The organism is Pseudomonas sp. PvP100 (assembly GCF_017833055.1).
GTDB lineage: Bacteria > Pseudomonadota > Gammaproteobacteria > Pseudomonadales > Pseudomonadaceae > Aquipseudomonas > Aquipseudomonas syringae.
The window spans coordinates 3248958-3274727 of the sequence record NZ_JAFIBO010000001.1; the positions used below are offsets into that span (position 1 = coordinate 3248958).

13 protein-coding genes, 1 tRNA gene and 1 pseudogene are annotated in these 25770 nt (G+C 58.6%); 10 read left to right on the top strand and 5 right to left on the bottom strand.

Annotated features, from left to right (window positions below; translation table 11 throughout):
- The first annotated feature begins 10 nt into the window (after positions 1 to 10).
- The 8 genes from JOE39_RS13815 (at position 11) to JOE39_RS13850 (ending at position 12619) form a co-directional block, all read left to right on the top strand.
- Positions 11 to 628, top strand: coding sequence for an urea amidolyase associated protein UAAP2 (locus JOE39_RS13815; protein WP_003395856.1), 618 nt, complete (start codon positions 11 to 13; stop codon positions 626 to 628).
- Positions 629 to 737: 109 nt separating this feature from the next.
- Positions 738 to 5060 carry a 5-oxoprolinase/urea amidolyase family protein gene (locus JOE39_RS13820; RefSeq protein ID WP_210078633.1) on the top strand — a complete coding sequence of 1441 codons (4323 nt, stop codon included), beginning with the start codon at positions 738 to 740 and terminating at the stop codon, positions 5058 to 5060.
- Positions 5061 to 5095: 35 nt separating this feature from the next.
- Positions 5096 to 6910 carry an allophanate hydrolase gene (gene atzF, locus JOE39_RS13825; RefSeq protein WP_096115830.1) on the top strand — a complete coding sequence of 605 codons (1815 nt, stop codon included), beginning with the start codon at positions 5096 to 5098 and terminating at the stop codon, positions 6908 to 6910.
- Between the two features lie 127 nt (positions 6911 to 7037).
- Positions 7038 to 10373, top strand: a complete 3336-nt coding sequence (locus JOE39_RS13830; protein ID WP_210078632.1) for a DUF6543 domain-containing protein — start codon at positions 7038 to 7040, stop codon at positions 10371 to 10373.
- A 41-nt stretch (positions 10374 to 10414) separates the two neighbouring features.
- Positions 10415 to 10651, top strand: a complete 237-nt coding sequence (locus JOE39_RS13835; protein WP_096115831.1) for a cysteine-rich CWC family protein — start codon at positions 10415 to 10417, stop codon at positions 10649 to 10651.
- Positions 10652 to 10686: 35 nt separating this feature from the next.
- Positions 10687 to 11379: a pseudouridine synthase gene (locus JOE39_RS13840; RefSeq protein WP_096113818.1), complete on the top strand. Its 693-nt coding sequence runs from the start codon at positions 10687 to 10689 to the stop codon at positions 11377 to 11379.
- Positions 11380 to 11505: 126 nt separating this feature from the next.
- On the top strand, positions 11506 to 12387 hold the full coding sequence (locus tag JOE39_RS13845) for an alpha/beta hydrolase (RefSeq protein ID WP_004416378.1): 882 nt from the start codon (positions 11506 to 11508) through the stop codon (positions 12385 to 12387).
- 158 nt (positions 12388 to 12545) lie between these two features.
- Positions 12546 to 12619, top strand: a tRNA-Gly gene (locus JOE39_RS13850).
- A 361-nt stretch (positions 12620 to 12980) separates the two neighbouring features.
- Here JOE39_RS13850 and JOE39_RS13855 read toward each other — a convergent pair.
- The 5 genes and pseudogenes from JOE39_RS13855 to JOE39_RS13875 all read right to left on the bottom strand — a co-directional run bounded on the left by JOE39_RS13855 (position 12981) and on the right by JOE39_RS13875 (position 23218).
- On the bottom strand, positions 12981 to 15338 hold the full coding sequence (locus JOE39_RS13855; RefSeq protein ID WP_210078631.1) for a DUF4214 domain-containing protein: 2358 nt from the start codon (positions 15336 to 15338) through the stop codon (positions 12981 to 12983).
- Positions 15339 to 15824: 486 nt separating this feature from the next.
- A pseudogene (locus JOE39_RS13860) lies at positions 15825 to 19087 on the bottom strand (AAA domain-containing protein).
- A gap of 111 nt (positions 19088 to 19198) precedes the next feature.
- A complete protein-coding gene (locus tag JOE39_RS13865) occupies positions 19199 to 20464 on the bottom strand; it encodes a right-handed parallel beta-helix repeat-containing protein (RefSeq protein WP_096115833.1) in 1266 nt (421 codons plus the stop codon).
- Between the two features lie 233 nt (positions 20465 to 20697).
- Complete coding sequence (yiaY, locus tag JOE39_RS13870) at positions 20698 to 21846, bottom strand: L-threonine dehydrogenase (protein WP_210078630.1); 1149 nt, start codon at positions 21844 to 21846, stop codon at positions 20698 to 20700.
- 151 nt (positions 21847 to 21997) lie between these two features.
- On the bottom strand, positions 21998 to 23218 hold the full coding sequence (locus JOE39_RS13875) for an SAM-dependent methyltransferase (protein ID WP_096115835.1): 1221 nt from the start codon (positions 23216 to 23218) through the stop codon (positions 21998 to 22000).
- 296 nt (positions 23219 to 23514) lie between these two features.
- On the opposite strand from JOE39_RS13875, the gene JOE39_RS13880 reads away from it, so the two are divergent.
- A complete protein-coding gene (locus tag JOE39_RS13880) occupies positions 23515 to 24738 on the top strand; it encodes an alpha-xenorhabdolysin family binary toxin subunit A (protein WP_096115836.1) in 1224 nt (407 codons plus the stop codon).
- Positions 24735 to 25751, top strand: a complete 1017-nt coding sequence (locus JOE39_RS13885) for an alpha-xenorhabdolysin family binary toxin subunit B (protein ID WP_032634555.1) — start codon at positions 24735 to 24737, stop codon at positions 25749 to 25751. Before JOE39_RS13880 ends, JOE39_RS13885 begins: the two co-directional genes overlap by 4 nt.
- Positions 25752 to 25770: the final 19 nt, after the last annotated feature.

Consider the following 25770-nt stretch of genomic DNA (forward strand, 5'->3'; position numbering starts at 1 on the left):
GAGCCTTGTCATGAATTCACCCACTCACCTTTGCTGCGACGCGACCATCCCGGCTGGCGAGCCGTTTCTGGCCGAGGTCAAGGCCGGGCAGACCGTGCGCATCCTCGATCTGCAAGGCAATCAGGCCGTCGACACGCTGTTTTTCAGCCTGAGCAACCCGCGTGAACGCTACGACGTACAGCGCACCCTGCGCCGTCAGAACAGCGTGTACCTGACCACCGGCAGCGTGCTGTTTTCCAACCTCGGCCAGCCGATGCTGACCATTGTCGATGACACCTGCGGTCGCCACGACACGCTCGGTGGCGCATGCGCGCAAGAGAGCAACACCGTGCGCTATGCCCTGGAAAAGCGCTACATGCACAGCTGCCGCGACAACTACCTGCGCGCCTGTATGCATGACGGTCGGCTGAGCAAGGCCGACATCGGCCCCAACATCAACTTCTTCATGAACGTACCCGTGACAGCCGAAGGCGGCCTGACCTTCGAAGACGGTATTTCCGCACCCGGCAAATACGTCGAGCTGCGCGCAGAAATGGACGTGATCGTGCTGATTTCCAACTGTCCGCAGCTCAACAACCCCTGCAACGGCTACAACCCGACGCCTGCGCAATTGTTGATTCGCGACTGACCCGGCACCTGCCCTCAGCAACGGACGACCGTTGCGTAGATTGATCAATAGCGGGACGGCCCGCTTCCCATCACGAAACCGAGCGCGACTGGGTTTCCGGGGTTATGCCATGTTCGACAAACTGCTGATCGCCAACCGTGGCGCCATTGCCTGCCGCATCCTGCGGACCCTGCGCACCTTGCAGGTCAAGGGCGTGGCGGTGTATTCCGAAGCCGACGCTGCCAGCCTGCACCTGATGCAGGCCGACGAAGCCCAGAGTCTGGGCGAAGGTGGCGCAGCCGGAACCTATCTGGCGGTGGACAAGATCCTCGCCATCGCCAAAGCCAGCGGCGCCAAAGCCATTCATCCCGGCTACGGGTTTCTCTCCGAAAACGCTGGGTTCGCTCAGGCCTGCGAAGACGCCGGTATCGCCTTCGTCGGCCCGACGCCCGAGCAACTGCGCGTATTCGGCCTCAAACACACCGCACGAGCGCTGGCCAGACAGCATGGCGTGCCCATGCTCGAAGGCACTGAGCTGCTCGACAGCCTGGAGTCGGCCATCGCGGCGGCTCACACCATCGGCTACCCGGTGATGCTCAAGAGCACGGCGGGCGGTGGTGGTATCGGCATGCGTGTGTGTCGCAGCGCCGAAGAGCTGGCGGACTCGTTCGAGGCGGTAAAGCGCCTCGGTCAGAACAATTTCAGCGACGCGGGTGTGTTCATCGAGAAATACATCCAGCGCGCCCGCCATCTGGAAGTGCAGGTGTTCGGCGACGGTCAGGGCGAAGTACTGGCGCTCGGCGTACGCGACTGCTCGGTACAGCGGCGTAATCAGAAAGTGCTGGAAGAAACCCCGGCCCCGAACCTGCCGCACGGCATGGCCGAAGAACTCTGCATAGCGGCGGTGAAACTGGCCAGGGCAGTCAATTATCGCAGCGCCGGGACGGTCGAGTTCGTCTTCGACAGTGAAGATCAGCGCTTCTATTTTCTGGAAGTGAACACACGCTTGCAGGTCGAGCACGGCGTCACCGAGCAGGTGTGGGGCGTGGATCTGGTCAGCTGGATGGTGCAACTGGCCGCCGGTGATCTGCCGCCGCTGGATCAGTTGCAGGCCGGTCTGAAACCGGTTGGCCACGCGATTCAGGCGCGGCTGTACGCGGAAGATCCGGGCCGTGACTTTCAGCCCTGCCCTGGCCTGCTGACTGCGGCTGATTTCCCGCCTGCCGATGGCCGAAAGCTGCGCATCGACACCTGGGTCGAGGCCGGTTGCGAGATACCGCCGTACTTCGACCCGATGATCGCCAAGCTGATCAGTTGGGCACCGAGCCGCGAGGACGCCAGCGCCGGGCTGATCGACGCGCTGAACGAAACGCGTCTGTACGGTGTGGAAACCAATCGCGACTATCTGCGCCAGATCATTGCCGACGCGCCGTTCTCCAGTGGCCAGCCGTGGACCCGCTGTCTGGAAGATCTGGTGTATCACGCTGACACCTTCGAGGTGCTGAGCGGCGGCACCCAGACCAGCGTTCAGGACTATCCGGGACGCTTGGGCTACTGGGCGGTCGGTGTACCGCCATCCGGGCCGATGGACAGCCGCGCGTTGCGCCAGGGCAACGGCCTGCTGGGCAACCCTGAAGGATGCGCCGCGCTGGAAATAACCATGAGCGGGCCGCTACTGCGTTTCAACACCGATGCGGTGGTCGCAGTGACCGGTGCGCACATCCCGATCACCCTCGATGGCCAAGCCTGTGCGATGAACACCGCGCTATTCGTGAGCGCCGGTTCGACGTTGTCGCTGGGCACCATCGCAGGTGCCGGTGTGCGAAGCTACCTGTGCGTGCGCGGCGGGCTCGACGTGCCGGATTACCTGGGCAGCAAAAGTACCTTTACCCTCGGCCAGTTCGGCGGTCATGGCGGTCGCGCGCTGCGCGCCGGCGATGTGCTGCACATCGCGCCCCTGGTGGAGCGCAGTGCGGGGCAGCAGATTGCCGATGAGGCACTTGAAGCGCTGACAGACGTGCGCCGGATGAGGGTCATTTACGGCCCGCATGCCGCCCCGGAATACTTTACTGAAGCGTACATCGAGAGGTTTTTCGCGACCGACTGGGAAGTGCATTTCAACTCCAGCCGCACCGGCGTGCGCCTGATCGGCCCCAAACCCGAATGGGTGCGTGCCGATGGCGGCGAGGCGGGGTTGCACCCGTCCAACATCCACGACAACCCGTATGCGATCGGCGCGGTGGATTTCACCGGCGACATGCCGGTAATCCTGGGGCCGGACGGACCCAGCCTGGGCGGATTCGTCTGCCCGGTGACCATCATCGAAGCGGACCTGTGGCAGCTGGGGCAATTGAAGGCTGGCGACAAGGTCCGATTCACTCCGGTGAGCGTCGAGGCGTGTCATGCAGAACGATGTGGAAGCGCGCTTGCTAGCGAAGGCTATATTCCTGACGCAGAAAATCCATCGACTGCAACGCCCTCTTCGCGGACAAGTCCGCTCCTACAGGAAGCCGCGTATACCCGTAGGAGCGAACTTGTTCGCGAAGGCTATATTCCTGACGCAGAAAATCCATCGACTGCAACGTCCTCCTCGCGAGCAAGCTCGCTCCCACAAGACACCGCAAACTTCCGTGGGAGCGAGCTTGCTCGCGAAGGCTATAGTCCTGACGCAGAAAATCCATCGACCGCACCGGACTCTTCGCGAGCAAGCTCGCTCCCACAAGACACCGCAAACTTCCGTGGGAGCGAGCTTGCTCGCGAAGGCTATAGTCCTGACGCAGAAAATCCATCGACCGCACCGGACTCTTCGCGAGCAAGCTCGCTCCCACAAGGCACCGCAAACTCCCGTGGGAGCGAGCTTGCTCGCGAAGGCTATAGTCCTGACGCAGAAAATCCATCGACTGTAGAGGACTCTTCGCGGACAAGTCCGCTCCTACAAGGCACCGCAAACTTCCGTAGGAGCGAACTTGTTCGCGAAGGCTATAGTCCTGACGCAGAAAATCCATCGACCGCACCGGACTCTTCGCGGACAAGTCCGCTCCCACAAGGCAACGCAAACTCCCGTGGGAGCGAGCTTGTTCGCGAAAGCTATAGTCCTGACGCAGAAAATCCATCGACCGCACCGGACTCTTCGCGGACAAGTCCGCTCCTACAGGGCACCGCAAACTCCCGTGACAGCGAAGTTGTCCGCATAGAGGATCTGCCCTCCCCAGTCATCCTCGACATCGGTCAGGACGATAAACGCCTGGTTGCGCGTCTGTCCGGGGATACCCATCTGCTGCTGGAAATCGGTGCGCCGGAGCTGGATCTGGTGCTGCGTCTGCGCGGCCATGCCTTGATGCTTGCGCTGGAGGCCAAGGCGCTGGCGGGGGTGGTCGATCTGACGCCGGGCATTCGCTCTCTGCAAGTCCACTACCGCCCCGAGCAACTGCCGCTTTGGCAACTGCTCGACATCATCGCCGGAGAATGGGACGCCGTGTGCGCCGCGAAAGACCTGCAAGTGGCCTCGCGCATCGTCCATCTGCCGCTGTCCTGGGATGACCCGGCCTGCCAGCTGGCCATCGAAAAGTACATGACCACAGTACGCAAGGACGCGCCTTGGTGCCCGAGCAACCTGGAGTTCATCCGCCGTATCAATGACCTGCCCAACCTCGACGAAGTCCAGCGCACGGTGTTCGACGCCAGCTATCTGGTCATGGGGCTGGGCGACGTGTACCTCGGCGCACCGGTGGCCACGCCGCTGGATCCGCGCCACCGGCTGGTCACCACCAAGTACAACCCGGCGCGCACCTGGACCGCCGAAAACTCGGTGGGCATCGGCGGCGCGTACATGTGCGTGTACGGCATGGAAGGCCCCGGCGGGTACCAGTTCGTCGGCCGCACGTTGCAGATGTGGAATCGCTATCGCGACGTCGCTGCCTTCGAGGGTAAACCATGGCTGTTGCGCTTCTTCGATCAGATCCGTTTCTACCCGGTCAGCGCCGACGAACTGGTGCGTATCCGCCGCGACTTCCCGCTGGGTCGCTTCGCCCTGAACATCGAACACAGCACCCTGAATCTGGCTGATTACCAAGCCTTCCTGACCCGCGAAGCCGAAGGCATTGAGGCGTTCCGCGCCCAGCAGAACGCCGCTTTCAACGCAGAGCGCGAACGCTGGATCGCCAACGGGCAGGCCGACTTCCAGAGCGATGAAGGCGTGACGCCAAACACCGAAGAACAGCCTCTGCAACCCGGCCAGCAAGGCGTCGACAGCCACATCGCCGGCAATCTCTGGCAAGTCCAGGTACAACCGGGCGAACACGTGGAAGCAGGCGACGTGCTGGTGATTCTGGAGTCCATGAAAATGGAAATCCCCCTGCTCGCCCCGATCGCCGGCGTGGTGCAGGACGTCAGGGTGCAACCCGGCTCGGCAGTACGCGCAGGGCAACGGGTGGTGGTGCTGAGCGCAGACTGAATCGACCCACTTTTCACTTTCAAGGGAATCCCGTCATGAACGACATAGCACTGCCCAATGACCTGCGTCTGGACACCGTACGCGCGCTCTACCAGTCCGGCCGGACATCGCCGCGCCAGCTGATCCTGGCGCTGCGCGAAAAAGCCGCAAGGCTGAACAGCGATTATCACCTGTTCATCCACCTGCTCAGCCCGGCTGAACTCGAGCCTTATCTGGCTGCACTGGATGCTCGTGATCCCAAAGACCTGCCGCTGTTCGGCATCCCCTTCGCGATCAAGGACAATATTGATTTGACGGCCATTCCAACCACCGCGGCCTGTCCGGACTACGCCTACACACCCGAGCACTCGGCAAGCGTCGTCGCGCACCTGATCGCGCTGGGTGCCGTGCCCATGGGCAAGACCAATCTGGACCAGTTCGCCACAGGTTTGAACGGCAGCCGCTCGCCCTATGGCGCCTGCCCCAACAGCGTGTTGAACGAGTACCCGTCAGGCGGTTCGAGCGCCGGCTCGTCGCTGGCCGTGGCATTGGGCGTCAGCAGCTTCTCGCTGGGCACCGACACGGCGGGCTCGGGCAGGGTGCCCGCGGCACTGAATAACCTGGTGGGAATGAAAGCCAGCAAGGGACTGATTTCCACGGCGGGCGTGGTGCCCGCATGCCGCACGCAGGATTGCGTCTCGACCTTCACCGCCACGGCGCGGGAAGCCAGCGAGCTATTGGCACTGATCGCCGCATTTGATTCGCGCGATGAGTACAGCCGTCGCAACCCTTTGTGGAACGACGCCTCGGCTTTCGGCACACCTCGCCCGTTTCGCTTCGGTGTACCCCGTGCGGAGGACCTGCAGTTCTTCGGCTGTACCGAGGGGCCGAGACTGTTCAACGCAGCTATCGACCACCTTGCAGCGCTGGGTGGCGAAGCGGTCACAGTGGACTTGTCACCGTTTCTCGAAGCGGCGCGGTTGTTGTACGAGGGGCCGTGGGTGGCCGAACGCTACAGCGTCGCCGGACAGTTAATGGAAGAACGTCCTGACGCGGTATTGCCGGTGATCCGCGACGTGCTGGCCAAGGCTCCCGAGGTCAGCGGGGTCGATACGTTTCGCGCGCAGTACCGTTTGCAAGCACTCAAGGCGACGTGCGATCGGGCACTTGAAGGCCTGGAATGCATGGTGACGCCAAGCATCGGCCGCCCGGTGACATCGGCAGAGCTGGCGGCCGAGCCGGTGTTGCGTAACTCGGAGCTGGGTTACTACACGAATTTCGTCAACCTGCTCGACTACGCCGCCGTCGCCGTGCCCAGTGCCTTCATGGGCAACGGTCTGCCGTGGGGCGTGACGCTGTTCGGACGCGCATTCACCGATCAGTACCTGCTCAGTCTGGCCGACGCCTTGCAACGGCAAACCGCCCTGCCCTTGATTGGCGGCGAAGCACCTCGGCTGCCTGTACCGCAAACCACTGCGCGCAACGATAGGGCGCGGTTGGTGGTCTGCGGTGCTCACTTGGACGGACTGGCATTGAACTGGCAGCTCAGGCAACGAGGGGCACGCCTGCTGGAAACCACGCAAAGCTCGGCCGACTATCGGCTGTATGCGCTGGCCGGTGGTCCGCCCTTCCGGCCTGGCATGGTGCGGGTGGCCGAACACGGCGTCGCCATCGACGTGGAGGTCTGGGAGCTGCCAAGTATCGAGTTGGGGTCGTTCCTGACCGGCATTCCAGCGCCGCTCGGGCTGGGCAAGGTGCAATTGGCCGACGGCCGCTGGGAGACCGGTTTCATCTGCGAAGCCTATGGTCTGGAGGGCGCCCGCGACATCAGCCATCTCGGCAGCTGGCGTGCGCACGTGCAACCGCAGTGAGCAAGGCGGCATGCTCGGGCATGCCGTCTCCCTCTTTCAGCGCGACGGGAAGTTGCAATACATAGTTATGACCTTCCCCATCTCGCTTCCCGAAATAATGGGCATCCATTCATTTCGACCGCACGTCATGCCCCCCATCTGGAGTCCGCTTCGTCAGGACACGCTGTTTCACCCGTCCTCTTTACTGCTGGAGCAAACCAGCGTTCTGCGTCCCGAGCACAGCAGTAGCAGGCACGACACGCTGAACGCATCAATGCCGTTCATCCTGCCGGACGGCTTTTCAGTGCCCGAACCAACACCGTTGCCTGCGGTGACCGAAGAAAGCGAGCCGAAAGACGCCGCGCCACACATCGAGCGTCAACTCAGAGCCATGCGTAACAGCGCAGGTTTCCGGCTGATTGCCGACTCGACGTTACTCCTCCAAGCCTGCCAACTGGACATGGACTTTCCGCCGACGCGACAGGATTATGTTCGCCAGCAACTGACCACACTGCTCACGCAGACGAGCGACAAGGCACTCGACCCGGACGCCCTGCAGATCACGTTCAGCAACGATGACCGACCTGCCGTGGACGACAGTGGACACGAGCATTACAGCGTCAGCCTGTCGCTGACCGATGTGGCGCTGGCCAGCTTCGAGCCTGCGCACTTCCAGGCGCTGTCGCGTAGCACCCTTGCCGATATTTCACTGTGCGAAGACACGCCTGCGCTGACAACCGCGCGGATGTTCAAGCGGATTGGCGAGCTGCCGCTCAAACGCAATTACAACGCCGTACTGCAGACATTCAGGACCCGGCACGAGGCAACCTGGCGCACCTTGTCGCGGCTGGCGTTCCTTGACAACCTGGCTCGGCAGCTCAACCACAGACACATCAGTCGGGACGGTTATTGGTTGGCGCTGGACGCCCTGGGGCTGGACCGGTTTCCCGCCGCCACCGACACGCTGAGCATGAGCGGACGAGGTGAAAAATCCGAAGTCCGAGCCCTGATGCTGAATGGCAAACAGGTGCCGGAGATATTTCAGATCAGCTCGAAAACCACGTCGCATTGTTTCATTCACATTCTGGGTGCCAAGGGTAACGTCATCGAATACATCAGCGATGATCCACGCCAGATGAGCAGGCGGCTGTTGGCGGCCATGAACGCCTCAGGGCTCTACGGCCAGGTATTTCTTTCGCTTGAGCAGCATGCCGTCATCGTTGTCGAGGCGCCGCTGATCGAAGGCGACCTGTTCACCGCAGTGACCCAGGCTTCGTTCGCCGGGCTTCTTGCCGACAGCCATGCGCGCAGCACGCTCGACCTGCTCAGGCCCGTCGCTCGTGGCCTGGCGCTGGCAGGTGCCGCAGACCTGTTGCAGACACAGCCGAGCATTCTGGAACAGATCCCGGTTGCGTCGAAAATGGCCGGGCAAGTCATGGCGAGCTATTTACAGGAAAACCACACGCTGACGATCAACCCCGAGCATGTGTTCATCGCTTATCGACCCGGCTATTCGAGCACCCCTCTGGGCAATCCCCGGTTGCCGCCTACCTATGTTCACGCCCCCGACCCGAGGCCGATCAGCCTGAGCGAGGCGCTGGTAGGCAATTATCGAGTCGATCACCCTGCTGGCTATATCGATCACGGCGGCAGCACCGTGGTGTTCTTCGACCCCACCGGGCAGGGCGACAGTGAGCAGGGTCAGGTGCTTGATATCAGCCCGCAGGCGCTCGAGGACTACATCACAGCCTTCGACTTTCTGACCTGGATGACTCAACGCATCCACGACTTCTGGGATCAGCAGCGAACCACCATACAACAGGCATTCAGAACCACCTTCATCAACCAGGCACTGATCAGCCTGAAGCGCGGCAGCCTCACGCGCGGCACCTTCGATCTGCTCGTGGACACCCTCGCGCACCCTGCTCCTCATAACTGGCGGTCACTCGGTTTTTTCGTTCAGGGCGCGTTGATCGACGCCATGCAACAGCAGTACACCGGCCTGCTGGTACTTGAGCAGCCGGGCTCACCGAACGTGCTTTATCAGGCGGGCCATGCCGATGCGTTCATCGAGTTTGCAGACGACACGGCGCTGAAGCTGCATCTGAGCCGGGCAACGGCCGGTCCGGAGTGGCGTGAGACGGTCATGCGTTATGTTCCGCGCCGTCATCACCAGCGCCTGGACTACCTGCTCAAATTATGGGGCGGGACACAGGCGCCCAACCCGCCCGTTTCCATCCTTCGCCCCTGGATCGATGCGCTGTACAACCCTGACACACGCCAGGCCATGAACCACTCGTTGTGTGAGAAAAGGCTGGAAGACACGCCATTCGCTTTTCTGCACCGACTGCTCAAGCAGAACGCGCTGGATGACGCAGAAGATCAGATCGTCACATCAACGCAGGTAACACTGGCGGACTGGACCGACCGGCTTCAGCAATTACAGCGGCTGCTGGTGCCGATATCCTTGTTGCTGACACCTGCGCTCGTTGCCTCCCTGGCCACGGAGATTGGCATCACCTCGCTGGCCATTGCCGCAACGCATCTGCCAGGCAGCCGTTACGCAGAGAAAAACCAGGCGCTGCTGGCCACGCTAACGCTGGGCTTGCTGCAACTGGCTCCGCACACGCCAAGGATGCTGCGCTCACTGAGCCGAATCGTAAAACCTGCCGTGAGCAGTTCCCAAACCGTAGCGATTACGCTCGACCGAGCGTTCGGCACCCGGCCGTTGCGCAGACAATTTGTCACCCCGCGCCAGACCCGGCTGGAGAAATTCTTTCACACCGACGCCCTGCTCAAACGCTGGACAGTCAGCACTGCCGTCTCGTCAAACCTGTTGCAGGTCCATGCCTGGAAGCTGGGTAAAAGGTTCCTTTTATGGACGTCCGACAGGGGTCAGGCGCGCACTCTGGTGGTCAGCAGCCATGGGTACTACACACCATGGTCCCGGACGGTGAAGATCCCCAATGGCACCGAGATTCGCACCTACGCGCCGCATGGCTACGAACTGGTGGACCCGAAGCTGCATCGGGTCGTCAACAAGAACGCCCGGCCATTCGCACTTTCCAATACGGCGGTGCATAGCGTGATGCAGCCCACGCCGCTTGAACCTCTACTTCTCACCGCCAAGCTGATAGCAGGCACTTCGCTGCCCGGCAGACTGAAGAACTACAGCCTGTCCAAGTTTCAGACGACGACCAGCGAGAGCTATGACGAGATCGCAAGCGTGGTGGGCAACTCGCGGGCGTCGCCCTTGCGCGGCTGGTTGCCGCCGACGCCGATGGATGTTCTGACAGTGCGCAACCGCTTCGGCATGCCCCCGCCATCCCTGGCCGACCTGTTCGAAAGCCTGTCCATTCAAGGCATCCATTACGACAGAATATTGCTCGTGCACTGCCGGTGTGCGGCGATATCGGCGCTGATGAACCGCTCACCCGTCTATCATGCCCCGACAGCGAGCTCGGTGATTGCTAATATGGCCTGAAACGGACATCCCGATCATCCAGCACGGCGCTTACTCTCGACATGACAACGGCCTCCCCTGACACCGCGCTGTGCCCCTTGTGCGGCTTCAGCAACCAATGCAGCCTGGCCGATCCGCGCACCGTGGACCGGCCCTGCTGGTGCTTTTCGCAAAGCATCGACCCGGCATTGCTGGCAGGCCTGCCGGATAACCTTCGCGACAAGGCCTGTCTGTGCCCGCGCTGCGCCGGGATCGAAGATGCAGCGCCAGCTCCGCAGGCACACCGGGCCACAGAGTAAGATGCGCGCCCCTTCCTCCGCTCGCCGTTATCGCCATGCGCCTTGATCGTTTCCTCAGTAACCTGCCACGCTTCAATCGTCAGCAAGTGCGCCTGGCGCTGGCCAGCGGACGGGTGCAGGTAGACGGCCAGGCAACCCGCGACCCGCACCACGAAGTACGCGAATTCAGTTGTGTGGCGCTCGACGAAGAGATCCTCCAGGCAGGCAAAGTCCCCCGCTACTTCATGCTGCACAAACCTGAAGGCTGCGTCAGCGCGACGAGCGATGCGCAGCATCCAACCGTGCTCGATTTGCTGGACGAGCCTGACAAGCACGAACTGCACATCGCCGGACGGCTGGACTTCAACACCACCGGCCTGATGCTGATAACCAACGATGGTCAATGGTCGCGGCGCCTGACTCAGCCACAGACCAAAATGCCCAAGGTGTATTACGTCGAGACCGAGCAACCGATCGACGAACGCTACGCCGCGAAGTTTGCCGAAGGCCTGTATTTCGCATTCGAAAACCTCACCACACAACCGGCGCAATTGACCTTGTTGGGGCCGCAAAGTGCGCGCCTGAGCATTGTCGAAGGCCGCTATCATCAGGTGAAACGAATGTTCGGCCACTTCGACAACAAAGTGTTGCGCCTGCATCGGGAAACCATCGGCGCGCTGGCGCTGGACCCCGACCTGTGCCCAGGCAGCTATCGCGCGCTGAACGCCGGCGAAATCGGCCTTTTTTGAACGTCATAGCCGCGTGGCAGACGCTGGTCGGATCAGCACAGGCCGTTGATCGACTATCGCATGTCTGTCACGAAACGCGGGCAATGTCATAGGCACGCATACCTGTCTACGCCAGGAGTGAAACCTATGTCGCCAGAAAAAGCAGTGCTCGACATACAAGGACAGTTTCGGGTTTATACCGAACTCTATCGCACCGATGCCGCCGCCAAGACCATCATTCTGGTCAACGGCTCATTGGCCACCACCGCTTCATTTACCCAGACCGTCCGCAACCTCTACCCGACCTTCAACGTGGTGCTTTACGACCAGCCCTATTCAGGCAAATCCAAACCGCACAACCTGCATGGCGCGCCACTGACCCGGGAAGAAGAAGGCCAGCTCCTGCTGGAACTGATCGATCACTTCAATGCCGAGCACGTGCTGTCGTTCTCGTGGGGCGGCGCGGCCACGCTGGTTGCTTTGGCGCATCGGCCGAAACGCATCGAAAGCGCAGTGATCAGCTCGTTCTCCCCAGTGATCAACGAGAAGATGCATGACTACCTGTGTCACGGCATCACGCACCTGGGCGCGCATAACCGTTATGACATGGGCCACCTGATCAACAACACCGTCGGCAAGCATCTGCCTACGTTGTTCAAACGCTTCAATTTCCGTCATATCAGCAGCCTGGATGCTCACGAATATGACCAGATGCATTACCACTTCAGCCAGGTCCTGGAGCTCGACCCGGACAATTACCTGACCGCAGGCAAGAACATCACCGTCCCCATACTGTTCATCAACGGAGCCCTGGACGAATACACCTGCGCGCACGACGCCGCCCACTTCTCCAGATACCTTCGCGACTGCAGCTTCAGCACCATCGACGCCACCGGCCACTTCCTGGACATGGAACACAAGGCCGCCTGCCGCGACTCGAAACAGGTACTGATGAATTTCCTGCAACCGGCACAGGTGTCACGCGACGTCCATAACCGGGTTCAGGACTACCCGTCCCTGACCTTCTGAAAACCACACACGAAGCCGCCGTCAGTTACGGAGCATCGTCATCTGGCGGTTGGTTTTCAGGGTGAGTATCAGGGGGCAAAGCGCTGCGGGGTGAAATTAGCGCTTCAAATCAGGGCAGGGTTCTGGTACAAAGTCAGCCGCTCAGAGCAGCTATCAGAGCGGGTATAGTTTAGTGGTAAAACGAAAGCTTCCCAAGCTTTAGTTGAGGGTTCGATTCCCTCTACCCGCTCCACCTTCCAGCCAATGATCCCGGGCATTCCAGGCAATTTCGCCCTAGAGCCTAAGGCCATCAATACCTTCTCGCCGCCCCGCCATTAGTTCTCCCGGAATCCCCAAAAATTTGATGCACCGTCGACTCCCTCGACACGGCGTCTTGTCTGACCCGCGTTTCCCCTTCGATCACTCAATAAACCCCTACCAGGATGTCTGAGTTTTGAAGCTCAACGATCGCCCGGACAGCGTCAGGGTACAACTCAATCGACGAAATCTCCTTCTCCAATGCCTCGCTCAGCTCGACGTGTTTAGAAGCGGAGAGAGAAATCCCCAAGTGGTCTGCAACCCCGGCGAACGGAAGGTTTGCAGCCATCGCGAAGTCAAACCCAATCAGCATGCCCTACCAGGTGAATGAAGCCGGCATCGCCTTGAGTCAGTGCAGCAGACTCCGCGGAGTTGGCGATATTGAATGCGACCTGTCCACGGCTCGTGCCGCCGTCCAGCGATTGGACCCAATAGGCAAGGCCGTTAGCGTCGCTGCCTCTGTCCAGGACATTGTGATACAGATGTTCGACAAAGGCTGTATTGCTGCTGCCATTGGGCAGGCTTTGAGAAAATTCGGCAGATTGAACAAAACCACCCGCAACCTGAGCACCGGTTGCGCCTGCGGCGCCGTGAGACAGCCAGAACTTCAGGCCTTCAATATCGGGAGCACGATCCAGAATGGTATACAGACGACCAATGTTTGCCTGCGCAGAGTCGAGGACGAACAGTTCGCGATCTGCGAAATCGAGCACATTGAACCCACTCAGTTCGAATTTCGCCGCCGCTCCAGTGGAACGACTGACTGATAGCGTGCCGGTATCAAGCGCGCTGATCGTGTAGGCGGATGCAGCGTCGTTGAAAATAAAGGTGTCTATACCAGCGTTGCCCGCCAGATGCGAAACCGCATTGCTGTCCAGCCTGACTTCCTGCTCACTGATCTGATCATCCCCAGCCGTGCCGGTAGCCACGCCCTTGCCTACGACCATATCCAGATTGTTCCAGGCGTTATGAGCCACGATCCTGATGAACCCCGTCTCGCCTTCCGAGAGGTCACGGCTCTCGCGCGAATTCAGGAAGCCATCAGCGACCGCTGCTCGACTCACACCCGCCTGCAGCAGCGTGTTCCAGGACGACACACCTGATTCTTCGCCTGTGCGATGCAATACGGTCTGATAGAGATCAAGGACAAAGTCCCGATCACCAAGCCCGCTGTAGTGCTGCATCCCTTCAATGGAATTCAGAAAGCCATCGCGAATCTCTGCATACGAACTGCCGATCGCCTGCTGCGTCAGCCAGTTCTTCAACCCCTGATAATCGGGCGTCCGACCGAACAGTGAATAAAGCCTGGCAATGTCAGCCTGATCCTCGGTGAGCGCGATGTGATGAAGATCGGTGCTAAAACTCAACGAAACAGTGGCGTCACTCTCGGCGTTGAAGGCGCCATAACGGCTGTGAAAAGCCATGAGCAGTTCGTCAAGACTGGCATTGCGGTCGCTGAAAGACAGCCTTTCGACGCTTGAAAGTGTGTCCACATCGGACGTTTGCGCATCATGAACGTTGAGGGTGGCATTCCTCACCAGCGCGGTATCGTACGTTGCAAAGTAGCGAGCACCTGCCTCGGTATACAAGGCGGTGTCGATGCCGTTGCCACCATTGAGCACGTCCGAGCCCGCCCCACCCATCAGCCGATCATTGCCATCGCCGCCTTGCAACTGGTCATTGCCCGCGTTGGCATTTAGAAAGTTGTCACTGGCGTTGCCTATCAGCGTATCTGCGCCTGCACCGGTGATGGCGTTCTCGATAACCGTACCGCGCGCGATTGCAATATTCGATAGACCGCCGTATAGGCTGGAAAAAGCTTCACTTCTCAGATCGACTGTCTGAGCGCCGACATAGGTGCTGACGTTGATCGTGTCGTTGCCGCCCGAATCATAGATCGTGGCCACCAGGCCGGGCACGAAGTCGGTTCCGGTGTTGATGGAAGTCTTATTGAAACTGTAGGTATTGTCACCTGTGCGGGTAACGGCGGTGCCGTACAATGACTGGATGGCTACGATATCCGCCAGCATGGGGGTAGCGACATAGCCGAAAGAGGCGTTGGAATACGTATTCTCGTCCTGGCTGAAGTAGGACATCACCGAGTATTTCCAGCTGTCCTCTTGATAGAAGGCATTGTTGGGGAAGGTCGCGCTCCCGTTATAATTGCCCGCATGGCCCAACCCCAGCGCGTGGCCGATTTCATGAATGTAGGTTTGCTGATAATACAAACCGTATTTCACCCAATCGGAAGCGATGTTGACGCTGCTGTCCGAGATGATGCTGCCTGCATAATTGGAGTTGCTGTACGCACCGCTTTTTTGTTCGCTGAAATTGATCGCAGCGGCAGCGGTGGTTTCCACAAAGTTTAGGCCGCTGACATTGGTCCAGGTTTGCAGCGCATATCGAGCAACAACCTGAGCGCTTGCGCTCAAACTTGCCAGGTTGACAGTGAGCGACCCTCCGGCGTGCACGTCAAAATGGTGCTGGGAACCGCCATAGGCGTCGTGCCAATAGCCATTGGTAAGGTAGTTGGCTTGTTGGTCGAGCGTCAGGTGCCCAAGCGCCGCTTGGTTGGTGGCTGTCTGTTTAGCCGCACCCTGGCCAGTCGCTCCTTCGTCCCAAAGTTGGGTAAGTGCATCGCACATCGAACACATGTAGAAACTCCGGGGCAACGGATGCCTGGCCAAGTTAATTACGCAAGAATCGGGGACGGATAGGGAATGAGTTCAAGCCGCTGAGACGGGTTTGAAAGCTGGTTTCATGACCTTCACGCGCGTTTGCTCCGCCTTGATCTTGACGATCGTGTTGCTCTTCGAGAAGGTACGCCAGGACGCGGTCGAAGACCGTCAATCTCATTGCTGATGAGGTTGTCGGCATGCTTTCTTGCGACTTAAGGCGGTGTTTCCTGGAACCGATGAAATACAGCCGGGGGAGGCTGGAGGAAGCGTTCTGGCTGGGCAGGCGGGCAGGCCGCCCGACGTTCGAGCGGAATCTACGTCCTTCTCATCATCGTCCCGGCTCGCTATCGCGTTCAATCGGGTCAAGACAAATTCAAACATCCACCCGAACCACTAATCTCCGCTCAGCGAACGCTGCAGCAGGGCACACAGTGGAGCTGTGGCGTTCATGCGTAAGGCCCTTTACGGGTGTGCTTGAATATCCTGAAGCGGCAGCAGATCCATGACGTCACAGAACAACTGCCGGTGCTTCCAGTCGTTTCTGTCGCCAATCACATAGAGACGTCGCTTGGCGCGCGTCGCCGCCACGTTCAGCAGGTTAGGTTCTGAAACAGCCCAGTTGCGAGCACCCGCTCCGGCAGTGTTGCCGCCCAATACGACGATGACGATCGATGCTTCCTTGCCTTGCATCGTGTGGATCGTGCCCGACACTAGCTTGCTTCGGAGTATGCGCTTGAGGTTTTGCTGCACAGCCTTGAAAGGCGTGATGACCGAAATATCTTTCGCCTCTATGCCATCGCCATGCAGCCGCTTGAGCAGGTCGCGTAAGACCTGGCCTTCCGCAGGCACCCAATTTCCTTCGGAAGACCCACTGACATGTATCCACCCTGTCGGCAGACTGGCGAGGGTTTCTTTGTCGGCGCGCGGTGCAATCGTTCCGTACACCATTGCTCCGTCGTAGGCGATACGGTTGGCGAGTGCATACATAGGCTTGTCGCAGCGGCGATGCACGACCAGTGGCAATCCTACCCACGTCTTGCCGCCGGCAGGCCCGGCCATGCGTCCCCAAGGAGTGGCTTCGTCAGCCAGCACCTGTGCGGATTTTTGATTGGGAATCCAGTGCGCATCAACCCCGTAACGTGTACGCATGTGCTCCAGCACCGCATCGGATACGGTAACGATGGGCTTGAGTTGCAGCGGGTCCCCCACCAGCAACGCGCGTCGGGACCGCCACAGTGCGCCGACTGCCTGTTGCGGAGCGGCCTGACCTGCCTCATCCACGAGTAACCAGCCAATCTCACTGGCACCCAGCGAGCCAAACGAACGGGCGAATGATGCGAAGGTGCTGCTCAACACCGGAACGACCATGAACAAAGAAGCCCACGCCGAACGGATTGCATCGCGCGACAACCCTTGGAAACGCGAACCGGTCAGCAGACTATTGATCATGAATAAATTGGAACGCAGTCTTGACGCCTCAAGCTCGAAGAACGTCTGGTGGAGCTTCAGTGCCTGGATGAAAACCCGCGCACGTGCCTTCCGCCAGCCTTCAATGCGCCAGGGTTCGGCCAGTTCAATGGCATCTCCATCCCCGATAGCGTTGTCTTTTAACCAAGCAAGCAGATGGTCAGCCTGATGAGTGGTTGCCAGTTCCCAGGCATCGCGCGTAAGCGTTTGGTCCTGCTGCTGCGATCCCTGAAGCACTCGGCGCGCGTCAGTGATTTTTCTTTCCGCCTGGACCTTATCGATATCGAGTTGTTGAGTAAGGCGTGTGATCCGCGCGAACTCGGCCTTGGCAACGTCACGTTGGCTTTCCAGCAGTGCCCGAGCGGCATTCCAGTCGCGTCGAGCATTTCCCAGACTGAATACATTTGACCAGAAACCGGGTCTGGGAGGGAGCATCCCAAGCGCGTCAAGACACTTCTTCAGTGCCGTATTGGCGGGACCACCTTCCTCGTTATCCAGGCGCGAGAGTTCATTGGCTACCTCAATCAGCGACTGTTCGAATGACCTGAGTTTTTCGGAGTGTTCGGCAATCTTCTTCCTGGCCTCGAGGATGGCCAGGATCAACTCACGAATCCGACTGGCGTCACGGCATGCTTTGCGTTCTTGCGCCTTGACCGCCTCGTAGTCAGAGACTGCTTGCTGCCACAACGCTTGACGTTGCTCTGGTGAACGGACCGCATTCACCTCGGCACTCACATTGAGCCACCCCCAAAATCCTTCGGGCCCTTCTCTTCCTCGGGTGGAGCATCTTCGCTCTGGCTCTCGCTGTCGTCAGCGTCTTCCATCTCGGCAGAGGAGGCCGAAAAGAGTGCTTCCACGATATTGTCGACTTCTTCATCAGGGTCGACCTCCGTCTCGTCTTCTACCTGCGCCGCAGCCTTGTCTTCGCTGCCAAACGGGCGCTGACCATAGAAGTAACGATCTACGAATTTGTTGCGACGCGCCTTACTCCCCAATGCACCGGAAATCAGTCCCCACGCAGGCTTATCCGAGACCAGCTCCCCCAGCTCGGCGAAATACTCTGCTTCTGGCAGCCAACTTTCATCAATCTTGTCTCTCTGCGGCAGTTCCAGTGTCACATTTTCCACGGCACCGTTGTTGGATGAAGCGACCACGATTTCGAAGCCATACAGTGCGGGGTTGAGCCTGAAGCTGTATTGCTGCCTGCCACCGTCGTTGGCAGCTTCGCGTCCGTCGCTTGCGAATGCATCGGAAGCACGGCGTAGCTTGGCAAACGCATCGGCGCGGCTGGTGATAATCGCTGCAATAAGGTCGCGCAACAGCGTCGTCTTGCCCGTTCCAGGTGGGCCGTTGACGCCAAGCAGCCCTTGACCATCGGCCAGGGTGGACTGGATTGTGTTGACGGCCAGCTGCTGGGAATGCACCAGGCCCAAATGGTGCTCGGTGGGCCAACAGCTACTGGCGTAGGCATCCGGCATCAGTCGCCCCATCAGTGGCAACGATGCACGCTTATCATCCATATGCAGGCGAAGCTCGGGATCGTGATAGCGCAGGTACTGGTCCAGTGGTTCGCTTTTCACCCCTCTGGAGATCGCATCGGCGACATCGGCAAGATCGTCCAGCAAAAAGCTGTTCAGTGGATCGTCTTCCGACTCGGGCTTGTCGGGCTTGACGGGTTGTGAGCGAAAGCGAAAATGGTGGTGGTCCATCTCACCAAAAAAGTCCCCCAGCCCCAGAAACTGGAGGGTCCAGTGAGTCAGTTCACGCAAGTCTGCGCTTGATACCTCACCTTCGAACAGGCTGTTAGCACGCTCCCTGACGGTCTTTTGGTCGGTCTCGAACCCTCTGGTCCAGTCCTTGCCGGTCAACACCCGCCCGAGAAACCACGCTTCACTCGAAAGCACGAGGCTGTCATCGACCAGTCGGCCCGCCATCGTGAATTTTGCCGCAAACACGGCTGACTCGCGAAACCCGGGCTCCTGGTAGCCCTGATCGGCGCCGTACATCGCATCGAGCTTCTCGGCAACGAGACGGCTGTCGTAAAGATGAGCATAGAGCGTGTGGCTCCATATGCGCTTCTTGGGCAGTTCCTGTGCACTGACGATACTTTCCGGGGTCCACGGAAGCAGCGGGCGCTGAATTGACGTGTCATGGATAAACGCTTCGTATCGATTAGCGCGTTCTTTCAGCTTGGGTGCTGATTGTGGTTGCAACAACTCGACCGCATGCCAGTACCGGACGATGCTTTCTTGATCCATCAAAATGACTTCCCCTGACTCACTGATCGGGCCTTTTAAGGTGTTACAAGGCGCGGTGTTGCGTGATAGTAAAACGATTGGGTACAGGTGAGTGCAAATCAAACTTCGAAGTCATTGCAGTAGACCGGCACTGACTTTCCCCACCCCCGCCTCTCCCGGCACCCGCGCCTCGGCTTCTTGCGCCGAAACCGGCGCCACCAGGTACTGCCGATACTCCCTGAACGCCTCCAGGGCAGAGGCATCCCGAGGGCGATAGTCCTCGCCACTGCTGCGCTGCTGATTCACGACACAGATTCTGCCTATCGCGCTCATACACGCATCATTGGCGGCTTTTGAAACCGGATCGAACAAGGCGAACGCCGTGCCTGGCTGGTCCACATCGTTATACAGCGGATGAGCCACGTTCTCGAAGTCGTTTCCCTCGACCAGCAGCTGTGACGATGAGGTACGCGACATGATTGCGCCTTGATAGGTCATGCGCTGGAAAACGTTGTTGACCAGTTGGGCACGAACCTGCGCATTGTTCATGCCACCTGAATGGGGTGCTCTGCCAGAGGTATCGTGTACATAGTTTCTCGACAACGTCAGCGTGTCCTGACTGCCGAGGAACAGCCATACCCAGTAATGATGGCCATCGCAGGTAGACGAGTAAGGCGTTCGGCCGTCGAACTCATTGCTGGAAATGGTGACGTGTGACGCAGTGCCCCAGCCCGTAACAATCATCTGTCTGCTGATCCGCGCAAAGGTGTTGTGATCGATCCACACGCCATCAGCCTTGTTCAGGGTCAGCGCATCGCCGCCCCATACGACACGTGGATTGATATCCGAAAGCGTCAGGTTGCGAACGATCACGTTATGCGCGCCGTCGCCAATGAACAGCCCAGCGCCCTGAATGCCTGCCTTGTCGCCAAACCCGATCAACGTCTTGTTGGAGCCGACTTTCAGTGGTTTCAGCCCCGCGTTGTCGTAGGTCACCATGACACGTGGCCTTGATTGGCAGAAGTTGTTGGCGCCATTCAGTGCAAGTTGCTCACCACCCTGCGGGCACGGTTTCACTACGCAGCCAGGCTCGGTGGTTGTGGTATTGCCGTTGGCAATCACGCTCGCGCGGAAGTCGAACGTGTGGTCCAGGACAATCACTCGCGGTGTGTCATCGGTGCAGGCACCGTGCGAGTCATGCGACGCACAGAGTGCTGAGCGAAGTTCATCCAGCGTGGAGGGATGCACGGCAGCCGCGGAGCCTCCGCCGGTCACATCCTTGGCGAAACCTTCAGGAATGTCTGCTGCCCGCACGCATTGCGCGCCTGAAAACAGCAGAACCAGAGTGGCGGCGATCTTCAGATAGCCGCTTTGCAAAAGAGATTGCAGGGGCGTCATCGGTTGAGCTTCCCGTCATGCTCGCGGGATTCGCGAGGACAATCTGGATGCTAAACGGACTGCGGCATGGTCTGCTCCGGTTCCATGGTGCTGGTCAGCCTCTGTTCAGGCACCCTGGCTCACGAAAACACCCGCTCCATCCTGACGCTGTCAATCCCGCGTCCACAACACTCATGATCTTCAAGGGTGTACGGCCAAAGCACGTCCATGGCGGGCCTGTTGTGCAGGAATGATCAAAGTGCCTGGCGAAATATGTCCTGAATCTGCTCAAGATCGGCAGGACGCGGATTGGTCAGGCCACAGGCATCTTTCAGGGCATTGGTGGCCAACAGTTGGAAGTCTTCCTCCTTGACGCCCAGCGCAGCAAGACCTGCCGGGATTTCCACGGCAGCCGACAATGCATGAATGGCGTCGATGGCGGCCCGCGCGCCTTCTTCTGGAGACAGCCCACGGATATTGCTGCCCATGGCGTGCGCAACGTCGGTCAGGCGGGCAGCGCTGACGCTGACGTTGAAGCGCTGCACATGGGGCAGCAATACGGCGTTGCACACACCGTGGGGCAAATCATAAAAGCCGCCCAACTGGTGCGCCATGGCATGCACATAGCCCAGTGACGCGTTATTGAACGCCATGCCGGCCAGAAACTGGGCATAGGCCATGTTCTCGCGGGCGGTGATGTTTGCCCCGTTGTTGAATGCGTCACGCAAATTGTTGGCGATCAGCGCCATGGCCTGCAACGCGCAGGCATCGGTGATCGGGTTGGCAGCCGTGGAGACATAGGCTTCGATTGCATGAGTCAAGGCGTCCATGCCGGTGGCGGCGGTCAGCGACCTGGGCATGGCGACCATCATGTCGGGATCATTCACCGACAACAGCGGTGTGACGTTGCGGTCGATGATCGCCATTTTTACATGCCGCGCTTCATCGGTGATGATGCAGAAGCGGGTCATCTCACTCGCGGTTCCGGCGGTGGTATTGATGGCGATCAGCGGCAACTGCGGTTTAGCCGAACGGTCGACGCCCTCATAGTCACTGATGTGCCCTCCGTTGCTGGCGCACAGGGCAATGCCTTTTGCACAGTCGTGGGGCGAGCCGCCGCCAAGCGATATGACGAAATCGCACTGGCGCTCCTGCAACAAGGCAAGACCGTTCTCGACATTGGCGATGGTCGGGTTGGGGCGGGCACCGTCGTACACCACCGAGTCGATGCCCTGCTCCACCAGCAGCCCGGCGACCTGACTGGCCACTCCGGCCTTGGCGAGGCCTGCATCCGTGACGATCAGCGCCTTGCGAAATCCGTATTTGCGTATGGCGAGCATGGCTTCATCAATGCAGCCAGTGCCGATGATGTTCACGGCGGGGATGAAAAAAGTGCTGATCATGACGGACCCTCGTGGGTAGCGCGGATGCTTGGGTGATAAACCAAGCATCCGCCTGGCGCGAGGTACAACCATTGACCCAGCGCAACAAAGCAGTCAAACGCCAGACCGTTGGTCGCAGACTCTTCGGCCACTGCGCACAGGACGGCTATTTTCAGCCAATAAAGCCGTCGCTCTTGAGGAGCATTTCCAGGCAATGCTCGCTAAGGCCGTAGAACGTCTTGAGCTCCTGAATACGCGCCAGCAACTGAGCCGGATCGACCGGCTCGGTACGCTTGACCGCGAGGATCATCTTGTTTTTGTTGGTGTGCTCCAGCGAAATGAACTCGAACACTTTGGTCTCGTAACCGCATGCCTCCAGCAACAGCGCGCGCAGGCTGTCGGTGACCATTTCTGCCTGCTGGCCCATGTGCAGACCGTATTGCAGCATCGGCTTCAACAGCGTCGGGCTCTGGATCTGCAAGCGGATCTGTTTGTGGCAGCACGGCGAGCACATGATGATCGAGGCGCCGGAGCGAATGCCCATATGAATGGCGTAGTCTGTCGCGATATCACAGGCGTGCAGCGCGATCATCACGTCCAGCGCGCTGGGCGCCACCGTACGCACGTCACCCTGCGCAAAGGTCAGCCCCGGATGATCGAGCTTCGCCGCCGCCTCGTTGCACAAACTGACCATGTCTTCGCGCAGTTCGACACCGGTCACCTGCCCTTGCGCCTGCAAGGTGTTGCACAGGTAGTCGTGGATGGCGAAGGTCAGATAACCCTTGCCTGAGCCGAAGTCCGCAACCTTGATCGGCTGATCGAGCTTGAGCGGCGATGAGCTCAGTGCATGGGAAAACACTTCGATGAACTTGTTGATCTGCTTCCATTTGCGCGACATGGCCGGAATCAGCTCATGCTGGCGATTGGTCACACCCAAGTCAGTCAGGAATGGCCGGGTAAGCTCCAGGTAGCGTTTCTTCTCGCGGTCATGCCCGGCCGAAGGAGCCTGGCGCTCCTGCTGAGCCTTGCTTTTGAACAGCGTCGTCTTGCCCTTCTTGCTGAACTCCAGCTGCACCTCGTCAGTCAGCGACAAAAGGTGCGCGTTCTTGAAGGACGCCGGTATCAGGCTGGCAATGACAGCCACCGCTTCAGCAAGCGAAAAATTCTTGGTGATGTCGCGAGTCTTGTAGCGATACACGAAGCTCAGGCACGGTTGTTCCTTGACGGTCAGCGGCTTGATGATGATCCGCTGCAGATCAGCCTCGCTGCCCACGTATTTGGCCAGGACCAGCTTGATCAGCGAGTTCTGCGACAGGCTGGTCTCCAGCAGGCCGAGGAACTGCGCGAGATGATCGGTCGCAGCGATGGGTGACGTGGAGGTAATGACTGACATTGAAAATGTGCCTCAAGCGTCCCGTCCGGGACTCGAAAAATCAGGCCTGTATTTTAGGCGTGTCAGCGCGTCATGGGCACCCCTATTTTTCAGGGACTACACACACTGTTCGCACGTGCCTACATCCCCTGAAGAAACGCACATAAACGGTAAAGTAATCCTTGCCAAAAACGATGAACCGCTACTTGCGCGGCATAAAAACATCTTTATAGTCGGTTTGGCTGATTATAGATAATCAGACCAACCCTCTAGAGCTTTTTGCTCGACTGAAATAACTCGCACAAGGAACGTGCATTATGTTGACTCCAGCAGCACTTTTGGAAAACGAAGACATCGCACGGGTTACCTTGAAACCCGTCGAATACCTGAACGTTATCTTTGATGATGAAAAAAGTGGTGGCCGTAGCGCCGGCCTTGTTCTGACCAAGGAAGACATTCTTAGTCTGAAACGCTACGAACGACACGCCCTTAATATTCCCACGTCACTTTCGCGCGTCGAACAGCAATTGGGTTTTACCAAAAGTGGCATTCCCGGGCTTGAGCCTGAAGACATGCTCAAGACCTACAAGGCCATTAACAGTCACGGCAAAAGCTGGTCGGGGATCGAGGATGGCATCAAGCGTACCGGGTTCAATATTGACCTGTTTGCCGCGCAGTTCTCGGTACAGGGTCAGCAGATCATCGACCGCATTGAAAAGATGGATTTTGCCAGACAGCTGGATCTGACTGTTGCCGATTTGATCATTGAAGAGGTCCGCAACACACCTCCGGTACCCCTGGAAAAAAACGATCAAAGGGTCTGTAGCACGCTGGCTGAATTTCTGAAGAAAACGGCGTCACAAATAAAAAACCATCAGCACGCTGCCGAAACACTGGAGCAACACATCGATACGTTCAGCTCCGTATTAAGCGTCACGCTCATTCCCGGCATCAACGACAAAGTGAAACTGGCTGCGCGCTCAGACCTGGACCAGCAAATCAAGGAGCTGGAAAAAGATATCGAACAACTGACGACGGACATCGAGCAGAAAAACAAGGAGTATAAAACCGCACTGAATAATATTGCCTGGGGTGGTTTCGGCGGCCCCATCGGGGTCGCTATCACAGGAGGTATTTTTGGCGCCAAAGCGGAAAAGATCCGAAAAGAAAAAAATCGAATGGTTGCTTCAAAGGCTCAGAACGTTCAACTGCTCAAGGAAAAAGTTCCTTTGACAGGCGCCGTGCGCAGCCTGCAACTCATGTTTGATGATATGTATATTCGTATGTTGGACGCTCACAAAGGCGCCACCCACCTGAAAGACCTCTGGTTACTGTTAGCCACGTACATAGAACGTTCCGCACATGAACTGGCGGCCATCAAAGACGATCAGGCACTGCTGATTTTCGCCATGCAGTTTCAAGGCGTCGTCATGCCGTGGCTGGAAATAAAAGGTAAAACGACTGAGCTATTAAAGATATTTGATAGCGCGCTGGACCAGTTTAAACGCGAACAGCAACCCGCCATTGGCATAGGACGATAACCATGAGCACTGAACGCCTGGATGAGCTGTTAATCCTTACCCCCCCTGACAATGAAGTCATGGAAACAGCCCGTCAGAATATTCTTGCGCAAGTGACCGCGCTGAAGCTGGACTTTTTGCCGGTCATGAAAGAAAAAATGCTGCCGCTTCAGGCCGCATTGATGAGTGCAGAAAAGGTCTATGGCCAGGAACTGGCCACTGTCACCGTACAGTTGAATAACATAGACCTGAAGCCGATCGATCAGAAACAACAACTGATTGAAGCCGACGCAAGGCTCAGCGACACACAGAAACAACAAGCGATCAGCCTGCTGAACGGGCAGCGCATTCGGCAGGTATCGAATCTCACAGACGTCGTGCGCCGCAGCGCTCAAGCCATTGCCGCACACAGCGATGATGTGGCGCAGATAAACCTGACGCTGGAAAGCAACCGTTTGCTGGAAACACTTCAGCAACAGATCGACAGCATGACCCAACGCTCAGCCACGCAGGAAAGCGCAATGGCGTTAATCGCTGCAGACCGGCGCCTGCTTGACACAACGATCAAGACATTTGAAAAGTACAACATCGCCGATCAGTTCAAGGAAATGCTGCCTACTCCAGAGGAACTCAAGCTGGTCACCATGACCTCTCCGGAACTCGCGTTGATCAACGCCGGGATTGCCAGACTCGGAAAACTGCTCGACAAGGTCAGCAGCGCCCTGAACTACCTTGACCTCATTGAAGAACGCGACAGACTGAGGTCTCGCTATAACGCTCTGCTTGACGATTCCCGCACGGCTCTCCGGGAAGCACAGGCAACCCGAGAAAAACTCGACGAGTTGACAGCGCTCGCCGGCGTTGCTCAGAGCAAAACGCTTTGGGTACAAGAAGCGAAAAAGGTTTATCAATCGCTCTACCATTTTCTGGATCAGATAACGTCGCCAGCTGATACTTCGACGTCGATCAGCCAGCAAGTCGAACACCTGCAGACTTACATAAAATCGTTTTACAACGTAAAGCGTATCGTCTGACCCGCACGGGTTTCAAGAA

Bases quoted from the DNA above. Each gene is read 5' to 3' on its own strand.
- JOE39_RS13815 (WP_003395856.1), top strand. From the start codon at position 11: ATGAATTCACCCACTCACCTTTGCTGCGACGCGACCATCCCGGCTGGC.
- yiaY (WP_210078630.1), bottom strand. From the start codon at position 21,846: ATGATCAGCACTTTTTTCATCCCCGCCGTGAACATCATCGGCACTGGC.
- JOE39_RS13830 (WP_210078632.1), top strand. From the start codon at position 7,038: ATGCCCCCCATCTGGAGTCCGCTTCGTCAGGACACGCTGTTTCACCCG.
- JOE39_RS13880 (WP_096115836.1), top strand. From the start codon at position 23,515: ATGTTGACTCCAGCAGCACTTTTGGAAAACGAAGACATCGCACGGGTT.
- JOE39_RS13875 (WP_096115835.1), bottom strand. From the start codon at position 23,218: ATGTCAGTCATTACCTCCACGTCACCCATCGCTGCGACCGATCATCTC.
- JOE39_RS13840 (WP_096113818.1), top strand. From the start codon at position 10,687: ATGCGCCTTGATCGTTTCCTCAGTAACCTGCCACGCTTCAATCGTCAG.
- JOE39_RS13855 (WP_210078631.1), bottom strand. From the start codon at position 15,338: ATGTGTTCGATGTGCGATGCACTTACCCAACTTTGGGACGAAGGAGCG.
- JOE39_RS13845 (WP_004416378.1), top strand. From the start codon at position 11,506: ATGTCGCCAGAAAAAGCAGTGCTCGACATACAAGGACAGTTTCGGGTT.
- JOE39_RS13820 (WP_210078633.1), top strand. From the start codon at position 738: ATGTTCGACAAACTGCTGATCGCCAACCGTGGCGCCATTGCCTGCCGC.
- atzF (WP_096115830.1), top strand. From the start codon at position 5,096: ATGAACGACATAGCACTGCCCAATGACCTGCGTCTGGACACCGTACGC.
- JOE39_RS13865 (WP_096115833.1), bottom strand. From the start codon at position 20,464: ATGACGCCCCTGCAATCTCTTTTGCAAAGCGGCTATCTGAAGATCGCC.
- JOE39_RS13835 (WP_096115831.1), top strand. From the start codon at position 10,415: ATGACAACGGCCTCCCCTGACACCGCGCTGTGCCCCTTGTGCGGCTTC.